Annotated in this window: 16 protein-coding genes; 9 read left to right on the forward strand and 7 right to left on the reverse strand. The window is 53.7% G+C overall.

The genetic code is table 11. The features are described from left to right. The first annotated feature begins 2 nt into the window (after positions 1 to 2). The 7 genes from ehuB to C8P63_RS11905 all read left to right on the forward strand — a co-directional run bounded on the left by ehuB (position 3) and on the right by C8P63_RS11905 (position 6,672). Positions 3 to 881 (forward strand): ectoine/hydroxyectoine ABC transporter substrate-binding protein EhuB, encoded by an 879-nt coding sequence (ehuB, locus tag C8P63_RS11875; protein ID WP_245920862.1) that lies wholly within the window; start codon positions 3 to 5, stop codon positions 879 to 881. A 9-nt stretch (positions 882 to 890) separates the two neighbouring features. Then, positions 891 to 1,625: an ectoine/hydroxyectoine ABC transporter permease subunit EhuC gene (ehuC, locus tag C8P63_RS11880; RefSeq protein WP_108024445.1), complete on the forward strand. Its 735-nt coding sequence runs from the start codon at positions 891 to 893 to the stop codon at positions 1,623 to 1,625. Positions 1,626 to 1,628: 3 nt separating this feature from the next. Next, a complete protein-coding gene (gene ehuD / locus C8P63_RS11885; protein WP_108024447.1) occupies positions 1,629 to 2,294 on the forward strand; it encodes an ectoine/hydroxyectoine ABC transporter permease subunit EhuD in 666 nt (221 codons plus the stop codon). A 19-nt stretch (positions 2,295 to 2,313) separates the two neighbouring features. Next, entirely contained in the window at positions 2,314 to 3,150 is an 837-nt protein-coding gene (ehuA, locus tag C8P63_RS11890; protein WP_108024449.1) for an ectoine/hydroxyectoine ABC transporter ATP-binding protein EhuA, read from the forward strand. Positions 3,151 to 3,308: 158 nt separating this feature from the next. Beyond that, complete coding sequence (locus tag C8P63_RS11895) at positions 3,309 to 5,096, forward strand: CocE/NonD family hydrolase (protein ID WP_108024451.1); 1,788 nt, start codon at positions 3,309 to 3,311, stop codon at positions 5,094 to 5,096. A gap of 132 nt (positions 5,097 to 5,228) precedes the next feature. Continuing rightward, positions 5,229 to 5,414, forward strand: coding sequence for a hypothetical protein (locus C8P63_RS11900; RefSeq protein WP_108024453.1), 186 nt, complete (start codon positions 5,229 to 5,231; stop codon positions 5,412 to 5,414). A gap of 307 nt (positions 5,415 to 5,721) precedes the next feature. Next, on the forward strand, positions 5,722 to 6,672 hold the full coding sequence (locus C8P63_RS11905; RefSeq protein ID WP_108024455.1) for a S66 peptidase family protein: 951 nt from the start codon (positions 5,722 to 5,724) through the stop codon (positions 6,670 to 6,672). A 507-nt stretch (positions 6,673 to 7,179) separates the two neighbouring features. Here the strand turns inward: C8P63_RS11905 and C8P63_RS11910 are convergent. The 4 genes from C8P63_RS11910 to C8P63_RS11925 all read right to left on the reverse strand — a co-directional run bounded on the left by C8P63_RS11910 (position 7,180) and on the right by C8P63_RS11925 (position 11,677). Then, positions 7,180 to 8,631 (reverse strand): UDP-N-acetylmuramoyl-L-alanyl-D-glutamate--2,6-diaminopimelate ligase, encoded by a 1,452-nt coding sequence (locus tag C8P63_RS11910; RefSeq protein WP_108024457.1) that lies wholly within the window; start codon positions 8,629 to 8,631, stop codon positions 7,180 to 7,182. A 185-nt stretch (positions 8,632 to 8,816) separates the two neighbouring features. Next, positions 8,817 to 9,644, reverse strand: coding sequence for an alpha/beta fold hydrolase (locus C8P63_RS11915; RefSeq protein WP_170109626.1), 828 nt, complete (start codon positions 9,642 to 9,644; stop codon positions 8,817 to 8,819). A gap of 242 nt (positions 9,645 to 9,886) precedes the next feature. After that, complete coding sequence (locus tag C8P63_RS11920) at positions 9,887 to 10,219, reverse strand: hypothetical protein (protein WP_108024461.1); 333 nt, start codon at positions 10,217 to 10,219, stop codon at positions 9,887 to 9,889. Between the two features lie 264 nt (positions 10,220 to 10,483). Then, on the reverse strand, positions 10,484 to 11,677 hold the full coding sequence (locus C8P63_RS11925; protein WP_108024463.1) for an aminotransferase class I/II-fold pyridoxal phosphate-dependent enzyme: 1,194 nt from the start codon (positions 11,675 to 11,677) through the stop codon (positions 10,484 to 10,486). Between the two features lie 82 nt (positions 11,678 to 11,759). On the opposite strand from C8P63_RS11925, the gene C8P63_RS11930 reads away from it, so the two are divergent. Both C8P63_RS11930 and C8P63_RS11935 read left to right on the forward strand, forming a co-directional pair. After that, the gene (locus C8P63_RS11930) at positions 11,760 to 11,993 is read left to right on the forward strand and encodes a hypothetical protein (protein ID WP_108024465.1); all 234 of its coding nucleotides are present in this window, start codon (positions 11,760 to 11,762) and stop codon (positions 11,991 to 11,993) included. Positions 11,994 to 11,995: 2 nt separating this feature from the next. Then, positions 11,996 to 12,538, forward strand: a complete 543-nt coding sequence (locus C8P63_RS11935) for a DUF6612 family protein (RefSeq protein WP_108024467.1) — start codon at positions 11,996 to 11,998, stop codon at positions 12,536 to 12,538. A gap of 141 nt (positions 12,539 to 12,679) precedes the next feature. Here the strand turns inward: C8P63_RS11935 and C8P63_RS11940 are convergent, their stop codons facing one another. The 3 genes from C8P63_RS11940 to C8P63_RS11950 are packed head-to-tail and all read right to left on the reverse strand — an operon-like array spanning position 12,680 to position 13,989. Beyond that, complete coding sequence (locus C8P63_RS11940; protein WP_108024469.1) at positions 12,680 to 13,537, reverse strand: DUF421 domain-containing protein; 858 nt, start codon at positions 13,535 to 13,537, stop codon at positions 12,680 to 12,682. 39 nt (positions 13,538 to 13,576) lie between these two features. Then, positions 13,577 to 13,783 (reverse strand): DUF1657 domain-containing protein, encoded by a 207-nt coding sequence (locus tag C8P63_RS11945; RefSeq protein ID WP_108024471.1) that lies wholly within the window; start codon positions 13,781 to 13,783, stop codon positions 13,577 to 13,579. Next, a complete protein-coding gene (locus C8P63_RS11950; protein ID WP_108024473.1) occupies positions 13,780 to 13,989 on the reverse strand; it encodes a hypothetical protein in 210 nt (69 codons plus the stop codon). The genes C8P63_RS11945 and C8P63_RS11950 overlap by 4 nt, the downstream gene beginning before the upstream one ends. Positions 13,990 to 14,137: the final 148 nt, after the last annotated feature.

Genomic DNA, 14,137 nt, shown 5'->3' on the forward strand with positions numbered 1-14,137 from the left:
CCTTGAAAAATAACATGGTGAAAATCGGCCTCGCGTTGGTACTGGTGATTTCCCTCATGGGGTGCGGAAACCTCGACGTCGGAGGCAGCGGCGCAGCTTCCACCCTGGAGAAGGCGAAGGAAGAAGGGAAGATCAAAGTCGGTTTCGCCAACGAGAAGCCTTACGCCTACCGGGATGCCAACGGAAAAGTGACCGGGGAAGCGGTGGAGATCTCCAAGGCGATCTTTAAGAAAATGGGGATCAAGGAAGTGGAACCCGTGCTGACTGAATTCGGCCAGCTGATTCCCGGTTTGAAGGCCAAGCGCTTCGACGTGATCACCGCCGGGATGTACATCACCCCGGAACGGTGCAAGGAAGTCGCCTTCGCCGACCCCGAGTACCAGATCGGGGAAGCCCTGGCGGTGAAGAAGGGGAACCCCAAGGACCTCCACAGCTATGAAGACGTCGTCAAAAACGAAGATGTCAAAGTGGGTGTCATGCAAGGCGCCATCGAAATCCAGTACATGGAGGATCTGGGTGTGAAAAAAAGCCAGATCAAGCAGTACTCCGATCAGCCGGGGGTGGTGCAGGCCCTGAAATCCGGCCGGGTGGACGCCATCACCATGACCGGACCCTCCCTCACGGAGATCCTGAAAGCCCAGGGGCAAGAGGGCATTGATGTGGTGAAGGACTTCGAGCAACCGGTGATCGACGGCAAGAGCGTCGTCGGCTTCGGCGCCGCCGGTTTCCGGCCCGAGGACAAAGAGTTCCGGGACCAATTCACCCAGGAGCTGAACAAAATGGAGGAGTCCGGCGAACTTCTGAAGATCCTCAAAGAGTTCAACTTTGGTGATGAAAATCTCCCCGGGGACAAAACCCAGGAAGAGCTCTGCAAAGGATAATATTGGAACATGACCGGGGGGGAGGGAATCCCCCCTGCTCTATGGAATAAAGCAACCAGTGATTTCCCCTGCACTGAACGAAAGGACGTGATACCCATCGACGTTTATTCCCGGGTGCTTCCTCTGTTGCTGGACGGCTTTGTTGTTACGATTCAGCTGGTGATCTTCGCAGGCTTCCTTTCATTTGTGATGTCCTTTGTCGGAGGGTTGGCCCGACTGTCCCGGTTTGCTCCGGTCCGGTGGGTTGCCGGATTCATCATCGAATTTTTCCGGGGCACTTCCCTGTTGGTTCAACTGTTCTGGCTGTATTACGCCCTGCCCCTGCTGGGGGTCACCCTTCCCACCGGGTTGGTCGGGATCGTGGCATTGATGCTCAACTACGGATCCTACGGCTCCGAGATTGTGCGCAGCTCCATTCTGGCCATTCCCAAGGGACAGACGGAGGCGGCCATTGCCCTTAACATGACGCCTTTCCAGCGGATGAAGAGCATCATCCTGCCCCAGGCGTTTCGGATCATGTTGCCCTCCTTCGGAAACCTGATGATCGAGTTGATGAAGGGAACGGCTCTTGTCGCTCTCATCACCATTCCCGACATGACCTATTACATCAAAGAGGCCCGCAACACCATCGGTCACGATACCCAACTCTTCAGCATGTTGCTGGTGGCCTACTTCATCATCGGAATTGCGCTTACCATGCTTTTCCGTTGGCTCGAGCGCAAATTCAGCGCGGGGAGGGTTTGATCGATGGTCTGGAAATGGGATTTCACCTTTAATGAAGTGATTCCGAGGCTGCTGGAAGTCATCGAAGTTACGATTAACGCCACGTTGGGTGCTTTTGCCTTTGCGGTGATGGTTGGTCTGGTCCTTGCCCTGTTGCGCCGGTCCGACCGCAAGTGGATTTCCTGGCCCACGTACGGCTTTATTGAGTTTATCCGCTTAACCCCGCCCCTGGTGCAGTTGTTCTTCATCTTCTTTGTGTTCCCCCACCTGTTTGGACTGACGCTGTCGCCGATGGTGGCCGGGATCCTGGGCCTGGGGATTCACTACAGCACCTACCTGTCCGAGGTATACCGGGCCGGGATCGAGTCGGTGCCCAAAGGACAGTGGGAAGCAGCCACGGCGCTCAACTTCTCTCCTTTGCAGAAGTGGAAGTCGGTTATCCTTCCCCAAGCCATCCGGCCGATCCTGCCGGTGATGGGGAACTATCTGATCGTGTTGTTTAAAGAAACGCCGCTCCTGTCGGCGATCGGACTGATGGAACTGGTGGGAATGGCAAAAGGAATCGGTGCGGAAACCTTCCGTTACACGGAGCCATTCACCATTGTGGGGATTCTCTTCCTGATCCTCAGCTATTCGGCCTCCCTGCTCGTGAAACGCATGGAATTGAAACTGGACCTGAACCGCAGATAAGAAAGGAAGTGAAGAAGACTTGACTGACACCCAGGAGAAACGGTTCACCGCCTATGACATCGACGGCAAGGAGCCGATCGTCAAATACCGGAAAATCAGCAAATCCTTCGGAGACAACGAAGTCCTGAAGGAGATCGACTTTGACCTCTACCCCGGGGAACGGGTGGCCATCATCGGTCCCAGCGGATCCGGAAAGACGACGATGGCACGCCTTTTGATGACGCTGGAAACGCCGACGGCCGGCACGATTGAGGTGGACGGGCGCCATCTGTGGCACAAAGAAGTGAACGGGAAATTGGTCCCCGCCGACGAAAAGCACCTTCACGAGGTGCGGGGGGATATCGGGATGGTGTTCCAGCACTTCAATCTGTTCCCGCACATGACCATCATGAGAAACCTGACGGAAGCTCCGGTCAAGGTGCTCGGCCTTCCCAAAAAAGAAGCAGAAGAGCGGGCCAAGGAGATGCTCGAAAAGGTGGGGATGTCGGAGAAGGCGAAGGATTATCCCGCCAGTCTCTCCGGCGGCCAACAGCAGCGGGTGGCCATCGCCCGGGCCTTGGTGATGCGTCCCAAGGTGATGCTCTTTGACGAGCCGACCTCCGCCCTGGATCCGGAAACCGTGGGTGAGGTGCTCAACGTGATCAAGGACATCGCCAAACAGGGGGATATGTCGATGATGCTGATCACCCACGAGATGAGTTTCGCCCGGGAAGTGGCCGACCGGGTATGCTTCTTCGACGAAGGGAAAATTCAGGAACAGGGGCCCCCGTCGGAAATCTTCACCAACCCGGAAACCGAACGGTTGAGAGAATTTCTTAAAGGGTTTAACGTGAACGGAAACGGGGAATCGCAATAACGGGAATCGAATCGATCGGACAAGCCGCCGGCATAAGCCGGCGGCTTTGTTTTTTTAGGGATACCTGATTTTGGATTGCCATAATACTGAAAATTTAGTATTATATCGATACGACATCGTACTGACTTGAGTATCTTGAAGAAGGGAGAAGGTGTGCCGTGAAAAATCGGATCCGGGCGATGGTTCTGCTTTTGGCGGCGGCGATCCTGCCGGCTGCGGTTTGGGTCCCCGGTGCCCATGCGGTCGGACCCCCCTCGGGGGCGACATGGGACGATTACGACCGTCCGGCTGAATATGAAGTGAAAGTGGAAAAAGATAGATCCATCACCGTTCGGGACGGGACCGTTCTGACGGCGGATATCTATCGGCCGGCTGCCAGGGGCCGGTTTCCCGTCCTCCTGACCCAGACCCCCTACAACAAGAACGGGACGTTGGGACAGGCCAACGAGTATTTTGTCCGGAGAGGGTATGTTCATGTGGTGGTTGATGTCCGGGGAACCGGCGGCTCCCAGGGGAGCTGGGAGGCGTTCGGAGAGTCGGAGCAACAAGACGGATATGACCTGGTGAAATGGGTGGCGGAGCAGCCCTGGAGTGACGGGAACGTGGGTCTGTGGGGGGCATCCTACATGGCCATCAACCAGATTTTCACCGCTGCCCGGCATCCGCCCGGTTTGAAGGCGATCTTCCCGATCGTGCCGATGGCGGACAGTTACCGGGACATCATGATGTCCGGGGGGCAGGCCAACACCGGGTTCATCCCTTTGTGGATGGGACTGGTCACCTCGGGAGGGCTGATGCCTCCGACTTACACGCTGGAAGATCCGGTCCGGGGGAGCACTTCCCTTGCGGGGCACGCCGGTTCGACCCTCAACTTTCCGGTCCACACCGTTTCTTCCATCCTGACGGGTGGGGACAAAGCCTTTGACGGACCCTTTTATCGCCTTCGTTCTCCGGTGGAGGCGGCGGACCGGGTGAAGGTCCCCGCCTTTATCACCGGCGGCCTCCATGATATTTTCCAACGGGGGGAACCCCTCCTTTACGAACACCTGAAGGAACGGGTGAACGCCAAATTGCTGATGGGAAACTGGACCCACGGCGATTTCGGCAGCGGACTGCCGGCGGACGGCGTTCCCACCCTGGACCGGATCGCGCTGCGCTGGTTCGACCATTATCTGAAGGGGATGGATACCAAGGTGGAGGACATCCCCGATGTGACCCAATATGTACTTGGAAAAGGCCATTTTGAAGTACAGCCGGACTGGCCCCACCCGGGAATCGAGCCCGAACGGTTCTATCTGGGGGAAGATCGAAGTCTGAAGCCGGAAAGGCCCTCTTCCGAAGGGAAGGATTCGATGCCGCAAATTCCGGTCAACGGCGTCTGCTCGGGCAGCACCAACCAATGGACCGCCGGACTGGTTCAGGCCATCCCCTGCACAAAGGATAACCGGCTGACCGAAAAGACCGAGATCACTTACACCACTCCGGTCCTGAAGGAAGATCTGAAGTTCTCCGGACCGATCGCCGCCAAGATCTATGCTTCCACCACCGCCCGGGAAGCGGTCCTCTCGGTGAGGATCACCGACGTGGCCCCGGACGGCACGTCCACCGAACTGACCGCGGGATGGTTGGCTGCTTCCTTCCGGGAAACGGATGAATCCAAAAGCCGAACCATTCAAGGGGAAAATTTGCAACCGTGGCATCCCTTCACCCGGGAATCCGTGAAAAACGTGACGCCGGGGGAAATCATGCCCCTGGACGTGGAAATTTTTCCGACCAACGCCGTGATCAAACAAGGACACCGCCTGCGGGTCGCCATCGGTCCGAGCGATTTCCCCCATGCGGTCTCTCCGCTCCCTCAACTGGCGGATCAGACGGGAGGAGTGCTGACGCTGCACCACGGACCGTCCCATCCCTCCCGTGTGGTTCTGCCCGTGACGTCCCCTTGATGAAAGAGCTCTCCAGCGGAGGGCTTTTTCGTTTTTCAATAAAAAAACCGTTATTTTTTCTCCCTGAGTGGACACAAAAACGGACCCCTTTACGAATAAAATTAATGAAGAGACTTTGACCGGAGTGGAGAGGTGTCTTCCGTGTATAAAAAGCGGATGAAACTGCTGTCTTTGATGATCGCGTTGACGCTCTTTTTCATTCAGAACCAGGAAGCCGATACGGCCCATGCCCATGGGGCCGATGGAGAACCGCCGGTGGAGACCGTGAAGGAAACCGCGAAAAAAGTGGTCCGCTCCCTCTTGAACCCGGGGGAATAAGAGCCCGCTTAAAGCCCTTTTCCGGGGCTTTTTTGTATGATAATGAAATCATGGGGAGGGATCACCTGAACGTCCGTGCTCATCGATGATGCATTCAATGCAAATCCTCAATCGGTGAAAGCGGAAACAAACGTACTTAAACAGACAGGAAAAAATAGTAAAAAAATAAATAATGGCACTGAATACTGGTGGTTTCCTAATTATTCAACTCCCTTCCACCTTGTCTTTTTTTGTGAAATCGATGAATGGACATGCACGGGACAAACGTCCAGAGCATTTAAATACAAGGGGAAAGGGAGTGTCATGTATGGCCATAAAACCACCTATGCTTCGCCCTGGAGATACGATTGGAATTGTTACTCCGGGGAGTCCTGAAGAAGCAGATGTGATTAATGATCGAATTGATACCCTCAGAGGAATGGGATTTAATGTCGTATTAGGTCAATATGTATATGCTGAAAATGGTTTTCTGGCTGGTACCGACCAACAACGCGCCTTTGATTTAATGAGCATGTTTGAAAATGAACAAGTGAATATGATCATGCCTACCCGGGGTGGCGTGGGCGTAGCCGGAATTCTACCTTACCTGGATTATAATTTGATTCGGCGCAATCCTAAAATTGTAACAGGATACAGTGATATTACTGTATTATTAAACGTTCTATATCAATTGAGCAATCTGGTGACTTTCCACGGTCTTATGCTTGTTAACTTCCATCAGGAAGAGCCTGCTTATAATTTCGAACAATATTTTGAAGCGGTAACCCAGGTCAATCCATTCAGAAGAATTGAAAATCCTCCTGACAAACCTCAAATAAGCAGGGTTCCCGGAAACGTGACAGGCCCGGTTGTAGGAGGGAATCTTACTCCTTTTGTAGGTACATTGGGAACCCCGTTTGACATTGATACGAGAGGAAAAATACTCCTCTTGGAAGAGGTGAATGAGCCCATGACCAGGGTTTACAGATATTTGAATCATCTGAAGCTTGCCGGAAAATTTGATGATTGTATCGGAATTATTTTAGGGGAATGCACAGATTGTATTCCGTCTTTCGGAGTAACGTACGAAGATTTAATTAATGATTTCCTTGTTCCTCTTGGCAAACCGCTCATGACAAACGTTGCAACGGCCCACGGGGAATATAAAACAACGATCCCCATTGGTGTAAATGTGAATTTAAATACCTTTGAAAATACGTTGACGGTTGTGGAACCGGCCGTAAGCCCATATATTTCAAAGCGATCTTTTTTCTTATAATTGTGTATGAATATCGGTGATCCAACACTTTTTTCAAATAAGTGACAGATGAACCTTCTGTACCCATCGTATGGTCGTCTTCTTGATTGAATACAGTCAATGGCCGTGTTTAGTGTAGACTCTAAAAGCGTTGTGATTGATGGTTAGGTTCAGAAGAAGGGAAGCGTTTACCCGAAATTGCGACTTTGCTGTCCTGCCCAGCGGAGAATCAGCCGGCAAGGGCGTTCAGGGGCAAAAGCTTCTCTGTGTTGCATCCGCAGGCGTTTGCCCCTGCCCGCAGCAGGAAGATTCGGAGCGGACCGTGCAACCATCTCTGCAGGACAGCATAGCGCGACCGGGAGTGAAGCGACCTCAGGCGCGACTTGTGCTCTGAGAGAACAACCGGAGTGGCTTCGGGTGAATGCGCCGCCCGCAGTGGAACCGGTTACAATGATTTCCTCCGGGTTCGCACCAGCACTGCAGTTAACCTGCTTAGCCAACATAAAAAAGCGCCCCATGGCGGCGCTTTTAAACTTTCAGGTGTTCCCTTTTCATCAGCCATCGCACAGCCTCCAAGTCCGAGTGGACGGGGAGGGTGCAGGGATCATCGTAGGGTTCGGGTCCTTTGCCGGTGATGGTGATCCAGTCCCCGGGACGGGCTTCCTCCAATGCCTGCCGGATGGCGAGGGACCGATCCTCGACCAGGGTCACCTTTCCCCGGCCGTACCGACGGGCGATCCGTTTCATCTCTTCCTTCATCTCATTCCACGGGGTCTTTCCCAGCTTGTCCCGGGTGAGAATCACCCGGTCGCTGATCCGGGAAGAAACGGAAAGCAATTCTCCCCGTTTGGAAGGGTCCCGGTCTCCCCGGAAACCGAAGACGTGAAAGAGTTGCCCGTTGCAACGGGACCGGATGGTGTTCAGGAATTCATACAGCCCGTCCGGAGTATGGGCATAATCGACCACCAAATTCACTCCGGAAGGGTGTGAAAACCGTTCAAATCTCCCAGGGATTCCGGGGAATTGTTCCAGTGCGCGGACGGCCCGGTCGGCTTCCACGCCCAGGGATGTGGCGGCGCAGTAGGCCGCTGCCGCATTGCGGGCGTTGTATTTTCCGGGAAGGGGAAGAGAGAGCGTCCGGACCGTTCCCCCTTCCCGCAAATCCAGACGGCCTCGATCCGTCGGTTCGATCCGGATGTCATCTTCGGGCGTTTCCCCGACGGTCCGGACGGAGAGACCTTCCGACACCAATTGGCCGGCGAGTTTTCGGCCCCAGTCGGTGAAGGTGCAGACAACCGCCGTTCCGGAAGGTTTCAATTGGGAAAAAAGGCGTTTCTTCGCCTGGAAGTAAGCCTCCATATTCCCGTGGTAATCCAGGTGTTCCCGGCTCAGGTTGGTGAAGACCGCACAGTCGAAACCGATCCGGTCGGTTCGGTGCTGTACAATGCCGTGGGAAGAGACTTCCATCACCACCCAGGGGTCGCGGCTTTCAGCCAGCCACTTTTGAAGAGACAGGGCATCGGGGGTGGTGTTGGCGGCGGGGATCTCCACTCCGTTGATCCGGTGATGAATGGTACCGATCAGGGTGCAGCTGCTTCCGTTCTCCCGCAGGATATGGTGGAGCATGTGGGAAGTGGTGGTTTTACCGTTGGTTCCGGTCACTCCGACGACGGTGTGACGGTCGGAAGGCTGACCATAAAAGCGGGCGGCCAAGTGGGCAAGCGCCCTGCGGCCGTCGGGGACGCGGATATAGGGAACGGGGAGGTCGGGAACCTCTTTCTCACCCGCCACGGCGACGGCTCCGGCCCGGACGGCGTCCATGATGAAATCATGACCGTCCACCTCATTGCCCCGGATCGCGACAAAAAGATCTCCGGGTTGGATTTTGGCGGAATGAAAATGAATTCCCCGAATGGATCGGTCACCCGCAGAGGCGGGAACCGAAACCGGAAGGGGATGAAAAACATCCTTCAATTTCATGGGAACTCCTCTTTCTATGTCGGAAGCATTGGGTATCCATTTTCACATTCTCGACTTAGAAGTCTGTACCTCCAGTAACGGCGTTCGGCCTGATTCAGTTACATGGGATTCTGCTTCCTTTTCTTTTCAATAGGGAGCGGGAAACTCCCTGCCGGTTATGAAAGATTCTGCCTCAAAAGGGCCATCTATGTCAAATCATGCCGGAAAATTCGGACGCCCGGTTTTTCCTTCAGAGGTTCCCCTTTCAGGAAATCCCGGACCATCTCGTTGAATCGGTTTGTCTCCATGGTATTCAGGGGATCGTATTCCCCTTGGAAAATCGTCAGTTGGGAATGGGGAATCCTTTTGAAAAGGAGCCGGGAACCTTTCAACTCCAGTGGATTGACATCGCCTGCCATGACCAGGGTGGGATGATGGATCCGGGGCAAAAGAGGGGTGAAGTCCGGCTGTTTCTGCCGGTTCAGTCGAAGGAAGTTCTCTTTCTTCATGGAAAACGTATGCTTTAACATTCGGCGGGTCCGTTTTTGACCCGGCCCTGATCCGTTATACAGGGCGAGAACCCGGTGTTGGATCCATTTCCAGGGGCAGAGAATAACCAACGGATAACAGATTTTAAATAAAAAAGAAATCAAACGGGAAGGAGTTCGGCCGTATCCGTCGGCGAGCACCAGCCGGTCCACCGAAGAGGGGGAATAAATCGCCAGGGTGAGCGCCGCAACGGCCCCGAGGGAGACGCCCACCACATGGGTTTTTTCCAGCCGGAGATGGTCCAGGAGGGCTTTCAGGTCCCTGGCATAGAGGTCCGGGGGGATGTTGTCCGGAAGCGGCCCGGATTGCCCGTGCCCCCGCAGATCGGGCATGATCATCCGAAACTCCCGTGAGAAGAAGGGGATCTGCGGTTCCCACATGTCTCCCCGGGTCCCCATCCCGTGCAGAAACAGGATCGGAGACCCTTGACCTTCCGTCCGGTAGTGGAGGGGAATATCGTGGATGCGGAGTGTCGGCATCGCCATTCGTTCCTTCCTGTTCGGCATTGTGTATAGATTATCCAGAACCCCATCCCCCATACACGCAAAAAAGACCCCGTGACGAGGGGTCTTTTCCAGGGTGTGTCTGATCATTACCGCCCGGTGCAGATTTCCATGTGGTGCGGGAAATCCGGGAATCAGTCGCCCATGCCGGAAAGGAAAGCAAGTTGCTGTTTCGGGTAGACGCTTCCCCCTTTCTCGAAACGAACATTTCAATTACAACGCTTCTAGTGGAACTGGTGCCACCGGTTCCGGACGAGCAACCACAAAAACAGGGGTCCGGCCAAGGCGGCCAGGACGGAAGGACCAACCACGATGACGGCATTGGGTATCAACAGGAGAACCAAGCTGAAATACCCGTAGAGCGCCCATCGTTTCCGGAAACAGATACCGGTTAAGAGGACGATGTTGCCGGTCACGGCGGACCAGAGAAGAAATCGGTACAGGTCGGGCAGTGCCTGTGCCGGGCTGTTCCGGGATGTCAGCCAGAACAGGACTAAGATGGACAGGGCCACTCCGAACGCGGTGAAGATATGCAGCAGGTTTCCGTGCCGATCCAACGTTCCGCCTCCCTTCTTTAACTCCGATCCTATCAAATCACCGCTGGAAGTTTGTAAAAAAAGTGAGCGGCAGCATTTACCCAAAGCCGCTCCGGCTGTACTCACAGAGCACAAGTCTCGCCGGGGTCGCTTGCTCCCCGGTCTCGCTATGCTGTCCTGCAGAGATGGTTGCACTGTCCGCTCCGTATCATCGAACATGAAACACAACGCTTCCAGAACCTTCGGCGGGTATCGTTAACCCGATCCGACTGTTTTGCGTGTCGCTCAGCCGGGGGATCCGGCGGGGCGGGTGCCGGCAGCCAGGAACCGGCCGATCCGTTTCGCTGCTTCCTCCAACCGGGCTTCCGGTTGAACGAGCGTGATCCTCACACAGCCTTCTCCCTGGGGACCGAAGGCCCGGCCCGGGGTGAGGATGACCCCGGTCTCTTCCATCAGACGAAAGACAAATTCAGTGGAAGATTGGTTATCCGGGGTGGGAGCCCACACATACATGGTGGCCGGAGGTTTGGCCACCTGCCAGTCATTTGCGGTCAGGGACTCCACCAGTGCATCCCGGCGGGAGCGGTAAATGTCCCGTTGCCGTTGAATAAATTCTTGTCCCCGGGTCAAAGCGGCTTCGGCCGCTTTCTGAATCGGATGAAAAATTCCGTACTGGGTGTGGGATATCATTGTGGCCATAATGGAGAGAACCTGGGGATTTCCGGTCATGAAACCGACCCGGCATCCTGCCATGTTGAAGGTTTTGGACAGGGAATGGAACTCCACCGCCACCTCCTTGGCCCCGGGAATCGACAGGAGACTGGTGCCCGCTTCCCTGTCGAAAACCAGTTCGGAATAGGTGAAGTCGTGGACGATCAGGATGTCGTATCGACGTGCGAAAGCGACCGCTTCTTCGAAAAAGGACCGATCGGCGGTGGCGGCGACTGGATTGGCCGGATAATTGAGCACCATCAGACGGGATTTTTCCGCCACTTCCCGCGGGATCCGATCCAGGCGGGGGAGATAACCGTTTTCCTGCAACAGCGGCATGGGGTAGGGCACTCCTCCGGCGATATGGACGCCCACTTCGAAGATCGGGTATCCCGGATCCGGCACCAAAACGACCTCTCCCGGATCGATCAGCGCTGTCGCCAGATGGGCGAGTCCGTCCTGGGAGCCGATCAGTTGCAACACTTCCGAACCGGGTTCCAGTCTCACCCCGTACCGTGATTCGTAAAATTCAGCCACCGTCCGGTTAAAGGAGGGGATGGCCCCCATGGTGTAACCGTAGTTGGTGTCGACGGCGGCGTGGGTTTGAATTTCTTCCTTTACAAAAGAGGGCGGGGGGAGATCGGGACTTCCCACACTCAGGTCGATCATATTCTGACCTTTATCCGCTAATTTTCTCTTCCGTTCCAGAAGTTCATTGAACACACCCAGTTTCAGCTTCCGGATGTTCCGGGAAGCGGTGATCTCCATCCCTTCCATCCTCCCATATGATAAATTCAATAATTAAGAACAATTTATCATCCTTTGCAGGAGGGCGTAAAGGGGGTTCCCAATGGATCAGGGCAGGGAATGTGCCGGTTTTCGCCGTTACCACCCACGCCATTCCCCGCCCCTTCCGAGTGATCTGTTTTCCCGCGGGGTGGAAGGAGATCGGAATCCCCTTTGTGTCGGGACAGGAGGTGCGGTAACGACCGAACAGCCGAAAAAGGCTGTTTTTTCGCAAATCCGATTGCTGGTCCTGTGGGGGACCAACCTGCCGGGGGCGGGCAGGCGAATCTACAACTGAAAGTGGATTTTACGCAAAATCCGTTGATTTACCACTCGACAGGCACCCTGACGAATTCGGGCAAAAAGGTGAAGGTCGGGCTCTATATGACCGATAAGGCTGTTTATGACTTGTCTGGAAAACGGATCAGGCAATCGACGGCAGCGGACCGTCTCAGTATTCCGACGATGGCTCTGATGGAAATTCGTGAACGGATGCAGGATCCAAAGACAAAAGACAGCCAAGCCATCACCATGCGCAAAGAACCAGACAGCTATATCATCCAGGTTCAGGGGGGATTCCTCTACCAACATGATTCCTACCGAAAAGCTTTCACCCAACAGGTCTTGCGTGCTGTGGAGGCGGATCTTCGGCAACTGAAAAAGATGGGAATCGCCCCGGACACGACCAGAATGCAGTTCACGGGATTCACCCAAACATTCCACATCGATCGGAAAAGCTTTTTGCTGAAGCGATACGATGAAGCGATCAAGACCCGTCTCCCCGGAAGGGATCCCTTCATCTTCAGGAGCGAATTCCATTACACAGAAAAATTACTCCTTTGAAGGATCCATCACGCTGCCTGACGGTGTCCAACCTTGATGTTTGTGGGCAAATCCGGTCAAAGGCCGCCTTGGCGGATGATCGCTGAGGCGGCCTTCTGTGATCCGGGGCCGGAGGGGCCCATCAACACCAACGAATGTGGACTATTGGAGTCGTGGTTTCACCTTGGCGATGACCTGTTCCAACTTCTCTTGACAGGCTCGATACATTTTTTTTGCCTTGGGATCGTTGGTATCCAATGCGAAGCCCTTTACATCAGCCAATGCTTTTTGCAAGGTGGCAAGTAACAGCTGACGTGTCTTCGGTTTTGGAACCTGGATCGTATCATCGAATAAGTCGAGGTAGAGTTCCCCCATATCATCCACTTGCCCAAGAAAGACATTTTCGACTGTTACCCCCGCTTTATCCAGCTCGGTGTGCAACCACCGCCGATTCAGACCCAAGTTGTTAAGGGAGTGATCCAGGATCTTTCCATCCATAATGACCGTTTGCGGTACCGTTTCATGAGGGATCTGGATTCCGAGATCTTTGGGGGTTAAGGGTTGGTTTTCTTTTGTGGGAAATACATTGATATCCCCATTCGGTTCCATAATGGCGAATTCAACGTCGGCCACCTTAAACATGTTTTTTTGCCGCAATCGCGTTAATAACTCATCACTTGTAATGCGGATTTTTTTTAAATTATCCTCTAATATCTTTCCATTTTGAATCAGAACGGTCCCTCGGTGATCAATAAAATCCCGGGCTTTTTTGCTTTTCAACTGCAAATACTCAATCCCGATCGTGATTCCACTCCAAATGACCAGTGACAACACTCCGAGATACCAACTCGTATTCAAATCCAAACAAATCGAAGCCGCAATACTTCCGATGGTGATCCCCGTTATATATTCGAATAAAGACAGCTCGGAAACTTGCCGTTTACCAAGGAGCTTGGTCATGAAAAAGAGCACGACAACGGCAAGTAACGTTCGCAGGGAAACAATGATCCACTCCGGCATTTTTGTTTGAACTCCTTTCAAATGAAGCCCGGTTAAATATTAAATGCCTTTGTACTGAGGTTCTTCCCATTCCAATTGTTTGATTCGTTCTTCGAGCTGATTGCGAACCTGTTCGACCTGTTCTGCGGCTTCATGAAATGTTTGCTTATCTTTCTCTTGTTCAAGGATTTGGGCGTACATCGCAAGTGTGGCGTAAGCCCCTTTTAAACTGGCAGCTGTTTGTTTCACCTTTGAACCGACCGTCAATCCAATCCCTCCTGAATACAGGCTTTTAAATTTTGACACTTGAAAACCGTTTTTATACCACCATCAAAGTCTCCGGAAGGGTTCTGAATGGATTTCAGGTATGGAACCATCGGCGTCACCATATGGTGAAAAGGGTTTTTTCGGCTCATCTCCTCATCGTTTGTTGTAGCTTTGTAAGGATTCATAAAATAACGCCATTGGATCAAAACAAAAGAACCCCTCCGGAGGTGAGGCCAAGTGAGGGGTTCTTTTGTGTGGGATGTGGTATCAGCCCCAAATAAATTATTTCCAAAAGAGCTTTAATCATTCATCCCGCTCGCCGTTTAACGCTGGATGCTTCGCCTGCATCATCTT

Source organism: Melghirimyces profundicolus (genome assembly GCF_003054245.1).
In the GTDB taxonomy this organism is placed as follows: Bacteria; Bacillota; Bacilli; order Thermoactinomycetales; family DSM-45169; genus Melghirimyces; species Melghirimyces profundicolus.